We start from the raw sequence: 13627 nt of genomic DNA, 5'->3' as shown, positions 1-13627 counted from the left end.
CCCGGGCCCGGGGCCTGCCGGTCCCGCCTGTCAGGCCAGCCCGGCCTTGTGGCAGTCGTCCGCGAGTGGCGGGGTGCAGATCTGTTCGAGCGTGTACGCGCCGTCTTTCACCAGGGTGTTCTTGATGGTGGCAAGGGTCACGGGCACCGGGGTGAGCAGCACGGCCGGAACCTCCGCGCCGCTGCGGGTTTTCACCCGCCTGGTGGCCACCCCGTCGAGGCGCTGACCACGCGCGGCGGCCACGGCCATGGCGCCGCCGGCGGCGGCCTCGGGTCCGAACGGCTTGTAGACCGTCATGTACTGATCGCCGCTGACAATGCGCCGTACGGCTGCGAGCTCGGCGTCCTGCCCGGTGACGGGGGGCAGCGGGCTGACCTTGTTGGCCTTGAGGGCGGCGATACTGCCGGCGGCGAGGCCGTCGTTGGCGGCGTAGACGCCGTTGATGCTGCCGGCGCCCAGGGCGGCGATGGCTCCGGACATGTTCCGGTTCGCCGCCTCCGTGCTCCACTGGGGGGTGTCGTACTCCTTGGCGATCGTCACCTTCCCCCGGAGTTCGGACAGTGCGCCCTGTTTGAACGACAGCGCGTTGGGGTCGCCGGGGTCGCCGTTCATCATCACGATCCGGCCGCCGTGCGCCTTGGCGCCCATGGCCGTCAGCAGTGCCCTGCCCTGGAGCCTGCCGACCTCCTGGCCGTCGAAGGAGACGTAGCCCGAGATCGGGCCCTCGGCGAGGCGGTCGTAGGCGATGACCGGGATGTGCGCGGCGGCTGCCTTTCCGACCGAGGCGCCCATGGCCCTGGCATCGACGGCCGTCAGCACGATGGCATCGACCCCGTTGGCGATCGACGAGTCCATCTGTTCCTGCTGGATGGCCACGTCACCTTTGGCGTTGGCGTACTCGATCGTGCAGTCGCCGCACAGCTGCCGGATCCTCTGCTCCAGCAGGGGCCTGTCCTGCGTCTCCCAGCGGGCTGTGGTGGATTCCGGCAGCAGCACGCCGATCTTCCGCGCGCTCCCTGCGCCGGAGGTGTTCCCGGCGCCCGATCCGCAGGCGGTGAGGGACACGGCCGTCGAGACCGCGGCCAGGGCAAGGGCGGCGTCCCGGACGCAGGCTTTCATGCGCGAGGCCTCCTTCCTCCCTGGAGCCACGCGGCTGCAACGGCGGTGCGGCAGCATGGCCCACCGGGGCGAGGCGGGGTCTCGGCCCACACCCGCCCGGACCGGGCGAAAGCGGCAGAACGACCACGCCGTCAGTGTGACACCGGCCACGGTGAACTGCGAACCCGCTGCCGCGCAGTCGACACGACGTCGATCTGTCCGGTTCATCCCTCTGTGCGATTCTGGTAAAGGGAGTGCCCGGGCGATGGCCGGTCGGTACCCCGGCACGGACGGGAGGTAGATGCGGACATGCCTCACGAAGGCAGTGCCGGGGGCGGACTCTCGCAGCCGGGGACAGCCGAGGCCGGCGTCGCGGACACCAGCTCACCACCGGGGTCGGAGATCCCCGTGAGCGTCCGCGCCCTGACGTTCGCCGGAGCAGAGCTGGCAGTGCTCTATGTGCCCGGCGCGGGCTCTGACGACCTTCGGTCGGTGGACTCGGCCGGATGCGCCCCCGCCGAGTACCGGCTGCCGGAGCGTCTGGCCCTGTCCGGCGGCTCGCCCGCGGCTCACGCCTTCCGCGCCCTCCACCCCGTGTGGCTGACCCCCGCGGCACTCGCCTCCTACCCCGAGGGATGTCCGGCGCCGCCGCGGGCCCGGACATCGCTCGGTGCGCTGCCCCTCGGCGCCGAGGGCAGGCGGCTCGGCTGCCTCGTCGTCGTGGGCGCCGGTGAGAACGGCTTCGACGCCGGGCAGCAGCGCTTCCTGGAGCGCTATGCCGACGCGGTCGCCGCAGTGCTGGAGGCCGGGGCCGGGGGAGGGACGCCGCCGGCACCCTTGGGTTCCGCACTGCGCCGCATGCGCGTCGGCTCCTTCGTCCTGGTGCCGGAAACCGGTGTGATCGACGCGGACGAGACGCTGCGCGAACTGGTCGGCATCAGGCCGGACGACTTCGACGGCAAGGCGGACTCCCTGCTCGCGCACGCACTGCCGGAAGACCTGCACGCGCTGATGTCGGTGCTGGAGCCGTCCACCCAGACGTCCGGCCGACGGGAACTGGACTTCCGCGTCCGCTGCCCCACCGGTGGGATGCGCTGGCTGAGCCTGACGTGCCGCGTGGCGGCGGCTGCCGACGACCGGCCGGAGCAGGTGCTGGGCGTGGTGACGGCGACCTCGGTCCTGCACCGGGGCGCCGACGACGTCTCCCGGATCCAGTGGTTGACCGCCGCACTCGACAAGGCCACCACCGTGCGCGACGTCAGCCACGTGGTGGTCACCGCCCTGCGCGAACCCCTGAGCGCCGACCGGGTCGCGTTCGCCGAACTGCAGCACGAACGGCTCCAGGTCACCCTGCTCGACCCGCCGCAGCCCGACGCCTGGCCGCAGACATGGCGTCTCCAGTGGCGTTCGGAGTGGCCCGACGCGCCCCTCGGTGCCCTGCCCACCCTGCAGATGGCTCTGCGAGACGGACGTATGGACCTGTGGCCGACAGGCACAGCCTTCGAAGCGGGACTCGACGGCATCGGCCCCGGAGGCCTTGCCGTCCTGCCGCTGCCCGCACGGGGCCGGGTCGTCGGCGTGTGCCTGATCGGCTGGGACCGGCCGCACGAGTTCGTCCCCGAGGAGCGTTCGCTGCTGACCGCCACCGCCTCGCTGGCCGGCCAGGCCCTCACCCGCGCCCACGCCTATGACGCCGAACAGGAACTCGCCACGATGCTGCAGCGCAGCCTGCTGCCGCGACGTCTGCCCGAGCTTCCCGGCGGGATCGCCGTCGCCCGCTATCTGCCCGCTCGGCGGGGACTGCAGGTGGGCGGCGACTGGTACGACGTGATCGCTCTCTCCGAGGACCGGGTGGCGCTGGTCATCGGCGACGTGCAGGGCCACAGCGCCGCAGCGGCGACGATCATGGGCCAGATGCGTACCGCGGTCCGGGCGTACGCGGTGGAGGGCCACCCGCCCGACGTGGTCGTCTCGCACGCCAACCGCCTCCTTGTCGGTATGGAGACGGATCTCTTCGCCACCTGCTGCTACGCCGAACTGGACATGGACGAGGGCGACGTCCTGTTCGTCCGGGCCGGGCACGTCGCACCGCTGCTGCGACATCCCGACGGCAGCACCGAGGAGGTCGAGATCGAGGGCGGCCTTCCGCTGGGCATTTCCATGGACGCGGACTTCCCGATGACCGCGGTGGCACTGGCGCCCGGAACGATGCTCGCGCTGGTCACCGACGGGCTGATCGAGGCCGTCGACCTGTCCCTGGACGAGGGCATGCGCCGCACGCGCGCCACCCTCGCCGCGGCCGACCCGTCGGATCCCGGGCGGGTGGCCGACGACCTGCTGGGCGACGTCGGCCGCCGCGAGGACGACGTGGCGCTGTTGCTGCTGCGCTACGACGGCATGAAGACCCGGCCGATCCGGTCGGGCTGGGTGGTGTGGCGGCTGCCCGACGCCGTCATGCACGCCCGCCGGTTCACCGCGCGCACGCTGCGCCGCTGGAAGGTCGAAGAAGCCACCGACCCGGTGCTGCTGGTGGTGTCCGAACTCGTCACCAATGCCCTGGTGCACACCCAGGGCCCGGTCCGTCTCGACCTGATGCTGCGCGGGGACCGGGTGCGTGTCTGCGTGAGCGACTCCTCTCCGCGGGCGCCCGCCAGGCCCGTGATCGTGGACTGGGAGTCGACCGGCGGCCGGGGTCTGCTCCTGGTCGAGGCGATGTCGGAGTCCTTCGGCACGGTGCCCGTGGCCGGCGGCAAGCAGGTGTGCAGCGAGATAGCGGTACCGCGTCGTGAACCGGCTTCGGTGGGCGCAGAACCAGGCGCCGAGGACGGGGGCCGATCATGATGTGTCGTAGGCGACTCGCGACGCCCCGTACGCGGTATGTCGTCGGCGCGCTTGTCGCGGGCCTGCTGGCCATGCCCTCGGCCGCCTGCACAGGAGGGGGGACAGCCACCACGGAGAGCTTCACCGTCGGCCTGCTGCTGCCGAGCCGGGTGGTGCCACGCTGGGAGCACTCCGACAGGCCGCTGATCGAGCAACGGGTGAAACAGCTCTGCCCGCACTGCAACGTCATCTACGGCAACGCCGACGACGACTCGACGGCTCAGCGGCAACAGATGATCGCCATGATCACCAAGGGAGTCAGGGTCCTCATCCTCGGCGCCACCGACAACAGGGCGCAGCGCTCTTCCGTCCAGGAGGCGCGCAACGCGGGCGTCCCCGTCGTCGCCTACGACAGGCTCGCCGACGGCCCGATCTCGGGCTACGTCAGCTTCGACGGCGTAAAGGTCGGCACGCTGCAGGGCCAGGCTCTCCTCAAGGCCATGCACGCCGCCGCCAAGGGCGGGACCATCGTCATGTTGAACGGCGACCCGACCAGCCCCAACGCCGCGTCGTACAAGAGGGGTGCACTGTCCGTCCTGCGGGGCAGGGTGAGGATCGGCCGTTCCTACGACACCCTGGGCTGGAGCACGAACAACGCGAACGCCAACATGTCCGCCGCCATCTCGGCCCTGGGCCCGGGCCGGATCGACGGCGTCCTGGCCGCCAACGACGCCATGGCCGCAGGCGTCATCTCCGCGCTCAAGAGCGCCCACGTCAGTCCCCTTCCACCGGTCACCGGCCAGGACGCCGACCTCGACGCGGTGCAGCGCATCGTCAGCGGCGAGCAGTCCATGACGGTGTACAAGTCCTTCCGCGCGGAAGCCGAAGCAGCCGCTGCCATGGCTGTCGCCCTGGGCCGCGGCGAGAAGCTGCACGCCATCGCCACGACGACGACCGACAGCCCCACCACCCGCCACATCCCGTCCGTGCTCCTCACCCCGGTCGCCGTGACAACCGCCGACATCAAGCAGACCCTCGTCAAGGACGGTGTGTACACCGTCGCCCAGATCTGCACACCGCCGCTGCGGGCCGCTTGCGCGAAGGCAGGGCTGACTCCGTAGACGGGCGGGGAGCGTGCTCCTCACACCACCTGGTAGTTGGCCATCATCGCCATGTCCTCGTGCTCCAGGTTGTGGCAGTGCAGCATGTACCGGCCCCGGTAGCCGCGGAAGCGGACCAGCACGTCCACGACCTCGTACGGGCGGACGTCCACCGTGTCCTTCCAGCCCGCGTCGGTGGGCTCGGGCGCCCGCCCGCCGCGCGACAGCACCTGGAAGTGGGCCATGTGCAGATGCACGGGGTGGTGGCGGTCGCTGGTGAAGCGCCAGCGTTCGACGGTGCCCAGGCGCGGGCGGGCCAGGAACTCCGAGGTGCTGAACGGGCGGCCGTTGATGGTCCACACGGCGCCGGAGCGGCGGAAGTCGAAGTGCCGGGTGGCGACGGCGGACGCCGGACGCAGGGCCGTGAAGCGCGAGAGGCGGGCCGGGACGTGGCTCGGGTCCTTCTCCTTGCGGGCGATCCTGAAGCGCATGACCTGGCGCATACGGCCGTTCGCCAGGGTGTTGACCAGGGTGACCGCACTTCCCACCGGGCAGTCGGTGAAGTCCACGACCACGTCGAAGCGTTCCGCCGGCGCCATGGGGATGCCGCCAAGGCGCTGAGGCGCGGACAGCAGGCCGCCGTCGCCGCCGATCTGTGTGAAGGGGAGCCTGCCGCCGTCCTCCCGCCGCAGCACCAGGTGGTAGCGGCGGGCGTTGGAGGCGTTCAGCAGGCGCAGGCGGTGGCGGCTCGCGGAGACCTCCGCCTCCGGCCAAGGGGCGCCGTTGACCAGCTGTACGTCGCCGAGCACGCCGTCCATGTACGCGCCCTGGACACCCGGGGTCCCGGTGCAGGTCGGCGAGTGGCCGGGATACCGGAAGGAGCCGTCCTCCTCGAAGGAACGATCGCAGATCATCAGCGGGATGTCCCGCTCGCCCCCGGGCAGCGGAAGCGCGTCCTCCTCCCGGTCGTGAACGAGGAACATCCCGGCCAGCCCACGCCAGACCTGCGGAGCACTGAAGTCCATCCGATGGTCGTGGTACCAGAGCGTGGCCGCCCGCTGGTCCATCGGGTACGTGTACGTCCTGTGGCCCTGCGAGACCGTCCAGTCGACGGCGGGGGCGTGCACCCCGCCCATGCCGCCGTGCGTCACCTCCCCTGCCTTGAGCGCGGCGCCGCATCGCGCGGGCACGAGCACATCCGTCGGGTAGCCGTCGGAGTGCGGCGGGGTGACACCCCCGTGCAGGTGCAGGGAGGTGGGCACGGACAGCTGGTTGCGGACCCGTACCTCCATCCCCCGGCCGGACCGGGCGGTGAAGGTGGGGCCGGGGAAGATGCCGTCGTAGCCCCAGACGGTCGTCCTCAGCCCGGGGACGATCTCCACGGACCCCTCGCACTGCCTGATGTCGTAGACGTCGATGCCGCCGGTCGTCCGCGCGGGGCGGGCGCGTGGCGGTACGGGCAGGGGCACCGCGAACCGCCGGGGCGGGCGGATCGCGCTGGCCAGGACGGTGCCCCTGCGCTCACCCGACCGCTTCGCGTACGCCGCCGAACCGGCGGGTACGGTGAGGCCGGTGGTGACCCCGGCCGTCACCCCGAGGAATCGTCGACGTGACGTCACCCGCGCTGCCCTCCCGGTGTTCGTCCGTGCGGCGCCCGGCCCCGACTCTGCTCCGACCAGCACGATCGGTCCGAGTGCGAGCGTAAACGGCCACGCCGGTCCCCGCGGGGAACGCCACACCAGCGCGATGCCCCCTCCGGACACCCCCCTGGAGCCGCTACGGCACCGCGACCGGGGGCTGGTTCTCTCCCTCCCCCGGGGCGGGTTCCCGGGTGCGCCAGGGGATGCGGAACGCCGTCAGGGTGACGGTGAGCGCGGAGGCGGCGACCACCGCCATGCCCAGGGCCAGGTTCGCCGCGCTCGCGACGAAGCCGATCAGGGCGGGCCCGGCCAGCAGGCCCGTGGTGCCCATCGCGGCGACCAGGGCCAGCGCGTCCGAACCGTGGCCGGCGGCGGCGACGTAGACGCACGGGGTGACGGCGGCGGCACCGAGGCCGACGCAGGCGAAGCCGAGGAGGGTGGGGACCACTCCCCCGGCCGCCAGGGCGACGGCCAGGCCGGCGGCGGCGACGGCGCTGCCGGCCCGGACCACCCGGCCGTCGCCCCAGCGGGTGCGCCAGCGGTCCGCGCACACCCGGGCCAGCAGCATCATCACGGAGACGACCGCGATGCCCAGGGGCGCGACCGTCGCGGACGCCCGGACGACGTCCTTCAGATAGAGGGTCGACCAGTCGTTCATGGCGCCCTCGGTGATCGTGCCGAAGGCCATCGCGCATCCCATGAGGAGCGTGGTCGCCGAGGGCAGGGTCCAACGGCCCTTCTTTTTCGGCTCGTTGGGCGCCGCCGGGTCCGTGTGGCGCAGCAGGGCGGGGCGGGCGACGGCGAGCAGGAGCAGCAACAGGGCACCGGCGACGGCGAAATGGGCCGGGACGGACGCCGTCAGCGTGGTCACGCCCGAGGCCAGCAGGGCGGCGGCGAGCAGGCCCGCGCTGAAGGTGGCGTGCAGCTGGGACATCGCGGTGCGCCCGTACGTCTTCTCCAGCGCCGCGCCCTGGGCGTTCATGGCGACGTTGAGGCAGCCGACCAGGACCCCGTCCGCGCAGACGGCGAGCAGGGCCAGCGGGTAGTCCGGTACGGCCGACAGCGCGGCCAGGACGGCGATCAGGCACGCGGCCGAGGCGAGCGACAGGCGCCGGGAGCCGAGGCGTCGCATCAGGGCGGCGACCAGCGGGAAGGAGGCCGCCGCCCCGGCCCCGCAGGCCATCAGCAGCAGGCCCACCTCCCCGGCGCCGAGGTCCAGGCGGGTCTTCAGCGCGGGCAGGCGCGAGACCCAGGTGCCGTACTGGAAGCCGAGGAAGCAGAAGAGCGCGGCGATGGACCACTTGGCGCGCGGGAAGGAGGGGGCCGTCATCAGCTCGCCTCCCGCAGTGCGGTCAGCCGGGCCGACATGTAGACCGCGCCGCTGCCGTAGCCGGCGGGCGGGCTCGCCTCGGGGTGGGGGCGGTAGCCGTTGGACCGCCAGAAGGGCTCCTTGCCGTCGACCGCGATCAGCGACATCGTCGCGAAGCCGCGGGCCCGGGCCACGTCCGTCAGGTGGCGGACGAGGCGTGTGCCAAGCCCTCGTCGGCGCTGGGGTGCCGCGATGACGATGTCGTGCAGATGGAGGTTGGCGGCGCAGGCGACCGTGTCCTCGGGGCGCCCCAGGTCGGGGTAGTGGAATCTCGGGTACGGCAGGGCCAGGACGTAGCCCGTGACCCGGCCGCCCCGGTCCAGGACGAGGCAGGTGCCGGCGGCGGCCCGGGACCGCAGCGCGGCCTCGCCCTCGGTGAGCGAGGTGCCCGCGTACGCCTCGGCCTCCAGGGCCGCCACCTGGGGCCAGTCGGCGTCGGTGACCTCCCGTATGAGGTCTCGCATGTCAGTCGTGTCCTTCCTGGCCGCGGACGCAGACACAGGGCAGCGGGCGGATGCCGTTGAAGCCCTGGGTCATGTAGCTGGTGGCGTAGGCGCCGGCGGACAGGATCCAGACCGGGTCGCCGGAGGTGAGGGAGGCGGGGACGCGCACCGGGTGGCGGCCGTCGCCGTAGGCGTCGTCGCTGTCGCAGGTGGGCCCGGCGACGACCGCGTGGACGTGCTCCCGCTCGTCCCGGTGGCCGGGGAAGACCATCCGGTGTGTCAACTGGTCCATCTCGTAGAGGCCGTTGAACTTGCCGCAGCTCAGATAGAGCCAGTAGGCGTCCGTGCCGTCCGGCTGCCGGCGGCGGGTCAGCCGGGAGACATGGGCGCGGACGGCGCCGTGGTCGGCGACCAGGTGGCGGCCCGGCTCCAGGACGAAGGCGAGCGGGGCGGGGGTGAGGCCCCGCAGGCGGTCCATGCCCTCGCGGAGCACGGTGAGGATCTTGTCGAGGGGCGGGTCGAGGGGATTGCCGTGACGGTCCTGGTAGCCGAGCGCGGGCAGGCCGCCGCCGAGGTTGACGTGGTCGGGTACGATCCCGCGCCCGGCCAGGGCGGCCATGGTCCCGGCGAGGGTGTCGAGGGCCTGCTGCCAGGCCTCGCAGGTCATCTGCTGGGAGCCGACGTGCACGGACAGGCCGGCCGGGACGAGTCCGGCCGCGCGGGCCGTCTCCAGCACGCGGACGGCGTCGTCGGGGGCGCAGCCGAACTTGCGGCTCAGGCCCCACAGGGCGCCCTCACCGCTGGTGGCGAGGCGGCAGAACACCCGGGAACCGGGGGCGTGCCGGGCGATGGCCCGGACGTCCTCGACGCTGTCGGTGGCGAACGTGCGGACGCCCAGGCGGTGGGCCTCGGCGATGTCGCGGTCGGACTTGACGGTGTTGCCGTAGTGGATGCGGGCGGGGGTGACGCCGGTGCGGAGTGCTTGCGCGATCTCGGCAGGGCTTGCGGCGTCGAAGCCGGCGCCGCGTTCCGCGAGGGCACGCAGGACCTCGTCCTCGGGGCACGCCTTCAGGGCGAAGCGGATGCGGGCGTCCGGCAGCTCCCCTGCCAGGACGTCGTATTGGTGCTCGATGCCGGTGAGGTCGTAGACGATGCGGTCGGTGTCGGCGCCGGCGAGCGAGGTGGTGAGAGCGTCGCTCGGGTGCGGGGCGTTCACGGAGTGGCCGCCTTGATCAGCGCCGGCCAGGCCTCGATCAGGTGGGCGAAGGACTCGATGTCCGCCTCGGCCTCGTCCAGCAACCGGTCGCGCTCGCGGGCGAGTTGGTCGGCGAATCCGGCGTAGCGGCCGCCGAGCTTCCGGTACGCCGTGTCCACCCTGTCCAGGCGCCAGATGTTCTCCGCGCGGTCCAGTCCGGTGCTCGCGCGCAGGAACTCCACGATCCGGTCGGGGCGCACACGGTGGCCGGTGTCCAGCAGGGTGTCGCCCGCGTCGGTCATGCGGTCGTAGACGTCGTGGAAGTACAGCATGGAGAGCAGGAACTTGACGAAGCGGCGCTGGTAGGCCGGGAAGCCGGTGTCGGTGCGGCGTTCGGGGGTGTGGAAGTTCTCGATGTGGCGGTTGTGCAGGATGCCGGGCAGGCCGGCGTCGTGGACGAGGTGGAGGAGGAAGTAGTCGCTGCCGATGGTGTCGGTGGCGGGCGGCAGCGGGACGCGTTCGTAGATGTCCCGGTCGAAGGCGACGTTGCACATGTCGACGCGCATCGGGTCGACCACGGTGAGGGTGGAGAGGTCGGCGGTGAAGGGGGTCGTGCCCGCGCCCGTGAAGGACTCCTCCACCAGGGCCTTTTTGCGTTCCTCGGGCCAGCCGCCTGGTGCCCACAGGCTCACCACGTCGTGGTAGACGCCCTCGTCCGCGCGGCGTATCTCCGCGATGTCGACGGAGAGTTCGCCGATGAAGGAGGCTCCGGCGAGGGAGACCGGGCGGGACAAACGGTCCGGGGTGAGGGCGGTGCGGGTGACCGTGGCGGTGGCCTCCTGGGCGGGCCGGCCCAGGAACGGCAGCTCGTGGTGGACGGGGAACACCGGTTGCCCGGCGTAGCGTTGGTAGGCGCTGTCGGAGTCCCTGCGGTGCAGCGAGGTGCAGCCGAGGGCGGCGGCAAGCAGGAAGGCGCGGTCGGTGCAGGCGCCGTAGGAGACGGCGGGCGGGAGCAGCAGGCCGAGCAGCCGGTCGGGATCGGGCAGGCCCGCGCGCTCGATCGTCCGGAGCAGGAAGGCCCGCTGGGCGTCCTCGTCGAGGTGGTGGACGGTGACGCCGGCCGTCGGGGGCAGTCCGGCGACGACCCGGGTGTGTGCGGCGCGGGTGTGTGCGTCGGAGGAGTCGAGGATCAGCAGCTGGACGTCGGCGTCGAAACGCTCGGCCGCGTAGCCGGCTTCCTGGTGGAGAGCGGCGATGGTGGCGGGGCAGGGGCGGTTCGTGGGCAGGCAGAGGCAGACGCGGTTCACGGTGCCTCTTCCGCCGGGGTGGTCCAGGAGTCCAGGCCGAGGAGTCTTCTGCCCAGGGGGTCGAGGGTGGCGGGGCCGTAGCGGTGGGCCTCGGGGGTGCGGGCGTCGCCGAGGAGGGTGGCGTTCCAGTCCGGGGTCGCGAGGGTGCGCCAGGAGTCGACGCGGGAGTCGCGCAGGGTGGTGTGCTCCTCCAGAGCGGGCATCATCGACAGGTACTGGACGGCTCGGACAGCGTTGTCAGAGCGGTTCGGTGCGACGCCGTGCGCCAGCAGCCCGTTGAAGATCAGGAGGTCACCGGCCTGGAGGTCGGGGCGGATCACCGGGAACTCGGCCCGGTCGGTGCCGGGGCGGACGGGGTCGCGGCCCGGTGGCTGGGCGAGGCGCCACTCCTCGAAGCGGCGGAAGAGCTCCGGGGCGCACTGGAAGCCGCCGAGTTCGGGCCGTGTGTCGTTGAGGGCGATGATGCCCTGGACGCGCTGGGGCAGTACGGCGAGGGTGGTGTCGACGTCCCAGTGCAGCTCGATGTCGAAGCCCTCGTCGGTGGGCTCGATCAGGGAGCGGGAACGGGTGCGGACGTTGGGCGGGTTGAGGTTGAGCCGGTCGAGGGTGACCCACAGCTCCTCGCAGTCCCAGACGTCCGCGAAGGCGTCGTGGACCCGACGGCTCTGGCGGCTGTCCCAGAGGAGCTGGTGGTGGTACGCCTCCACGAAGCCGTAGATGAACAGGTGCTGGTCGAGTTCGGAGCGGAACTCCGGCTCCTCGTACCAGGACTCGGGGTCGTCGGGGTCCAGGCCCTGGAACTGCCAGGCGAAGTCGAGGAGTTGTTTGGCCTCGCCGGGGGTGATGGCCTCGCGGACGACGACGTAGCCGTACGTCTGCCAGAAGGCGAAGTCGTCTTCGGAGAGCACCCGCAGGGGCTGGGACTTCTTCAGGTCGCGCAGGGGGGTCGGGGCGAGGTAGGTCTCGCCGTCGGCGCTGAAGTAGGGGCGCGGGGAGGCGGCGCGGTGGAGGAAGGGGTGGGGCGTCTGCATGCGATTCCTCTGGAAAACAAGGTCGAACGAGTGCGAGCACGTGCGGTTGAGATCCGGGAGAAGAGCACGATCGAGCGGGCCGCCCGCGGGGGTGCGGGCGGCCGGCGGTGGCCGCTTCGGTCAGCCGGCGACGACGGCCTCGGCCGCCGCCACGCCGCAGACGCGGGCGGCGCCGTAGGTGGCGATGTGCAGGGCGCCGCGGGGGGCGGCCTGGGGCAGGCCCATCTCCACGACGATCGTGTCGGGGCGGGCGGCGAGCAGGGTGTCGAGGGCGGCGCCCATCCAGGGGTGCCGGTGTTCGTCGCGGACGACGGCGACGATGCGGCGGCCGTCGGCGGCGGCGAGGACCTGCGCGGCGGCGTCGTCGCCGGTGCGGGAGCCGGTGGTGGTGCCGGTGGTGGAGCCGGGCAGCAGGCGGCGCAGTTCGGTCGCCGGGCCCCAGGGGGTCTGGTCGCCGACGGCGATGTTGCGGGCGGGCTCGAACTGGGCGACGTGCACCGGGGTGTCGAGCGGTGCGACGGCGCCGGTGCGGGTCACGCGCAGCGCGCGGCGGGCGGCGATCAGGCCGATCGCGGGGTCGGGTGCGGTGGCCGGTCCGGCCGTGCGGGCCTCGGCGGTCCAGCGGGCGAGGTCGCGCACCCGGGCGGCGGCGTCGGCGAGCCGTTCCTCGGGCAGTTCGCCGGAGCGCACGGCGGCCACGAGCGCGTCCCGCAGGCCGAGGACGGTGCCCTCGTCGCACAGGCCGCCGCCGACGCAGATGGCGTCGGCGCCGGCCGCGATGGCGAGGACGACGCCGTGCTCCAGGCCGTAGGTGCCGGAGATCGCGCGCATCTCCATGCCGTCGGTGACGATCAGGCCCCGGTAGCCGAGTTCGTCGCGCAGCAGGTCGGTGAGGATGCGCGAGGAGAGGGTGCCCGGCCGGTCGGGGTCGAGGGCCGGGACGAGGATGTGCGCGCTCATGATCGCGCGGGTGCCGGCGGCGATGGCCGCGCGGAACGGGGGCAGTTCGCGGGCGTACAGGGTCTCGGCGTCGACGTCGATGCGGGGTACGGCGTGGTGGGAGTCGACGTTGGTGTCGCCGTGGCCGGGGAAGTGCTTGGTGCAGGCGGCGACGCCGGTGGACTGCAGGCCCTCGACCCAGGCGGCGGTGTGCCGGGCGACCAGGCCGGTGCTCGCGCCGAAGGAGCGCACGCCGATGACGGGGTTGTCGGCGTTGGCGTTGACGTCGGCGGAGGGCGCCCAGTCGAAGTTGACGCCGCAGGCGGCGAGGCGCCGGCCGAGCTCGCGGGAGACGGCCCGGGTGAGGTCGGGGTCGTCGACGGCGCCGAGGGCGTGGTTGCCGGGGAAGGAGGAGCCGGTGCGCACGTCGAGGCGGGTGACGTCGCCGCTCTCCTCGTCGATGGCGACGAGCAGGTCGTCCCGTTCGGCGCGCAGTTGCCCGGTGAGCGCGGTGACCTGTTCCTCGGTGACGACGTTGCGGCCGAACAGGGCGACGGAGGCGAGGCCCTCGCCGAGGCGGCGGCGCACCCAGTCGGGCGCGGTGGTGCCGTCGAACCCCGGTTGCAGCACCGCGAGGGCGTCCCGGGTGAGGGTGTCAGGGCCGGTGGCGAGTGTGGTCATCGGC

General features: G+C 72.7%; 9 protein-coding genes and 1 pseudogene. 2 read left to right on the top strand and 8 right to left on the bottom strand.

Features of this window, described 5'->3' with window-relative positions; all coding sequences use genetic code 11:
* Positions 1-30: 30 nt before the first annotated feature.
* Positions 31-1119: a substrate-binding domain-containing protein gene (locus tag AC4OXY_RS35315; protein WP_491991655.1), complete on the bottom strand. Its 1089-nt coding sequence runs from the start codon at positions 1117-1119 to the stop codon at positions 31-33.
* Positions 1120-1407: 288 nt separating this feature from the next.
* Here AC4OXY_RS35315 and AC4OXY_RS35310 point away from each other — a divergent pair, with 288 nt between their 5' ends.
* Together AC4OXY_RS35310 and AC4OXY_RS35305 are read left to right on the top strand one after the other, a co-directional pair.
* Positions 1408-3939 carry a SpoIIE family protein phosphatase gene (locus AC4OXY_RS35310; protein ID WP_491991654.1) on the top strand — a complete coding sequence of 844 codons (2532 nt, stop codon included), beginning with the start codon at positions 1408-1410 and terminating at the stop codon, positions 3937-3939.
* Positions 3936-5039, top strand: a complete 1104-nt coding sequence (locus AC4OXY_RS35305) for a sugar ABC transporter substrate-binding protein (RefSeq protein ID WP_356021682.1) — start codon at positions 3936-3938, stop codon at positions 5037-5039. The genes AC4OXY_RS35310 and AC4OXY_RS35305 overlap by 4 nt, the downstream gene beginning before the upstream one ends.
* A gap of 20 nt (positions 5040-5059) precedes the next feature.
* On the opposite strand, the gene AC4OXY_RS35300 is transcribed toward AC4OXY_RS35305, so the two are convergent.
* From AC4OXY_RS35300 to AC4OXY_RS35270, 7 genes and pseudogenes are all read right to left on the bottom strand, one after another.
* The gene (locus AC4OXY_RS35300) at positions 5060-6637 is read right to left on the bottom strand and encodes a multicopper oxidase family protein (RefSeq protein WP_491991653.1); all 1578 of its coding nucleotides are present in this window, start codon (positions 6635-6637) and stop codon (positions 5060-5062) included.
* Positions 6638-6794: 157 nt separating this feature from the next.
* Positions 6795-8030, bottom strand: a pseudogene (locus AC4OXY_RS35295) (MFS transporter); the annotation flags it as partial.
* Positions 7988-8491 carry a GNAT family N-acetyltransferase gene (locus tag AC4OXY_RS35290; protein ID WP_356021680.1) on the bottom strand — a complete coding sequence of 168 codons (504 nt, stop codon included), beginning with the start codon at positions 8489-8491 and terminating at the stop codon, positions 7988-7990. The pseudogene AC4OXY_RS35295 and the gene AC4OXY_RS35290, both read right to left, overlap by 43 nt.
* 1 nt (position 8492) lies before the next feature.
* Positions 8493-9686 (bottom strand): type III PLP-dependent enzyme, encoded by a 1194-nt coding sequence (locus AC4OXY_RS35285; RefSeq protein ID WP_491991652.1) that lies wholly within the window; start codon positions 9684-9686, stop codon positions 8493-8495.
* On the bottom strand, positions 9683-10972 hold the full coding sequence (locus AC4OXY_RS35280; RefSeq protein WP_491991651.1) for a DUF6271 family protein: 1290 nt from the start codon (positions 10970-10972) through the stop codon (positions 9683-9685). Before AC4OXY_RS35280 ends, AC4OXY_RS35285 begins: the two co-directional genes overlap by 4 nt.
* Positions 10969-12003 carry a phytanoyl-CoA dioxygenase family protein gene (locus tag AC4OXY_RS35275; protein ID WP_356021674.1) on the bottom strand — a complete coding sequence of 345 codons (1035 nt, stop codon included), beginning with the start codon at positions 12001-12003 and terminating at the stop codon, positions 10969-10971. Before AC4OXY_RS35275 ends, AC4OXY_RS35280 begins: the two co-directional genes overlap by 4 nt.
* Positions 12004-12123: 120 nt before the next feature.
* Positions 12124-13623, bottom strand: a complete 1500-nt coding sequence (locus tag AC4OXY_RS35270) for a glycoside hydrolase family 3 protein (protein WP_491991650.1) — start codon at positions 13621-13623, stop codon at positions 12124-12126.
* Positions 13624-13627: the final 4 nt, after the last annotated feature.

Source organism: Streptomyces sp. HUAS MG56, from assembly GCF_058673395.1.
Note: the sequence above shows the minus strand (reverse complement) of the source record. Positions and strands in the feature narration are given on the sequence as shown.

What these genes read in the sequence shown, in the direction of transcription:
- AC4OXY_RS35315 (WP_491991655.1), bottom strand. Translation starts at nt 1,119, where the DNA reads ATGAAAGCCTGCGTCCGGGACGCCGCCCTTGCCCTGGCCGCGGTCTCG.
- AC4OXY_RS35310 (WP_491991654.1), top strand. Translation starts at nt 1,408, where the DNA reads ATGCCTCACGAAGGCAGTGCCGGGGGCGGACTCTCGCAGCCGGGGACA.
- AC4OXY_RS35305 (WP_356021682.1), top strand. Translation starts at nt 3,936, where the DNA reads ATGATGTGTCGTAGGCGACTCGCGACGCCCCGTACGCGGTATGTCGTC.
- AC4OXY_RS35290 (WP_356021680.1), bottom strand. Translation starts at nt 8,491, where the DNA reads ATGCGAGACCTCATACGGGAGGTCACCGACGCCGACTGGCCCCAGGTG.
- AC4OXY_RS35275 (WP_356021674.1), bottom strand. Translation starts at nt 12,003, where the DNA reads ATGCAGACGCCCCACCCCTTCCTCCACCGCGCCGCCTCCCCGCGCCCC.
- AC4OXY_RS35270 (WP_491991650.1), bottom strand. Translation starts at nt 13,623, where the DNA reads ATGACCACACTCGCCACCGGCCCTGACACCCTCACCCGGGACGCCCTC.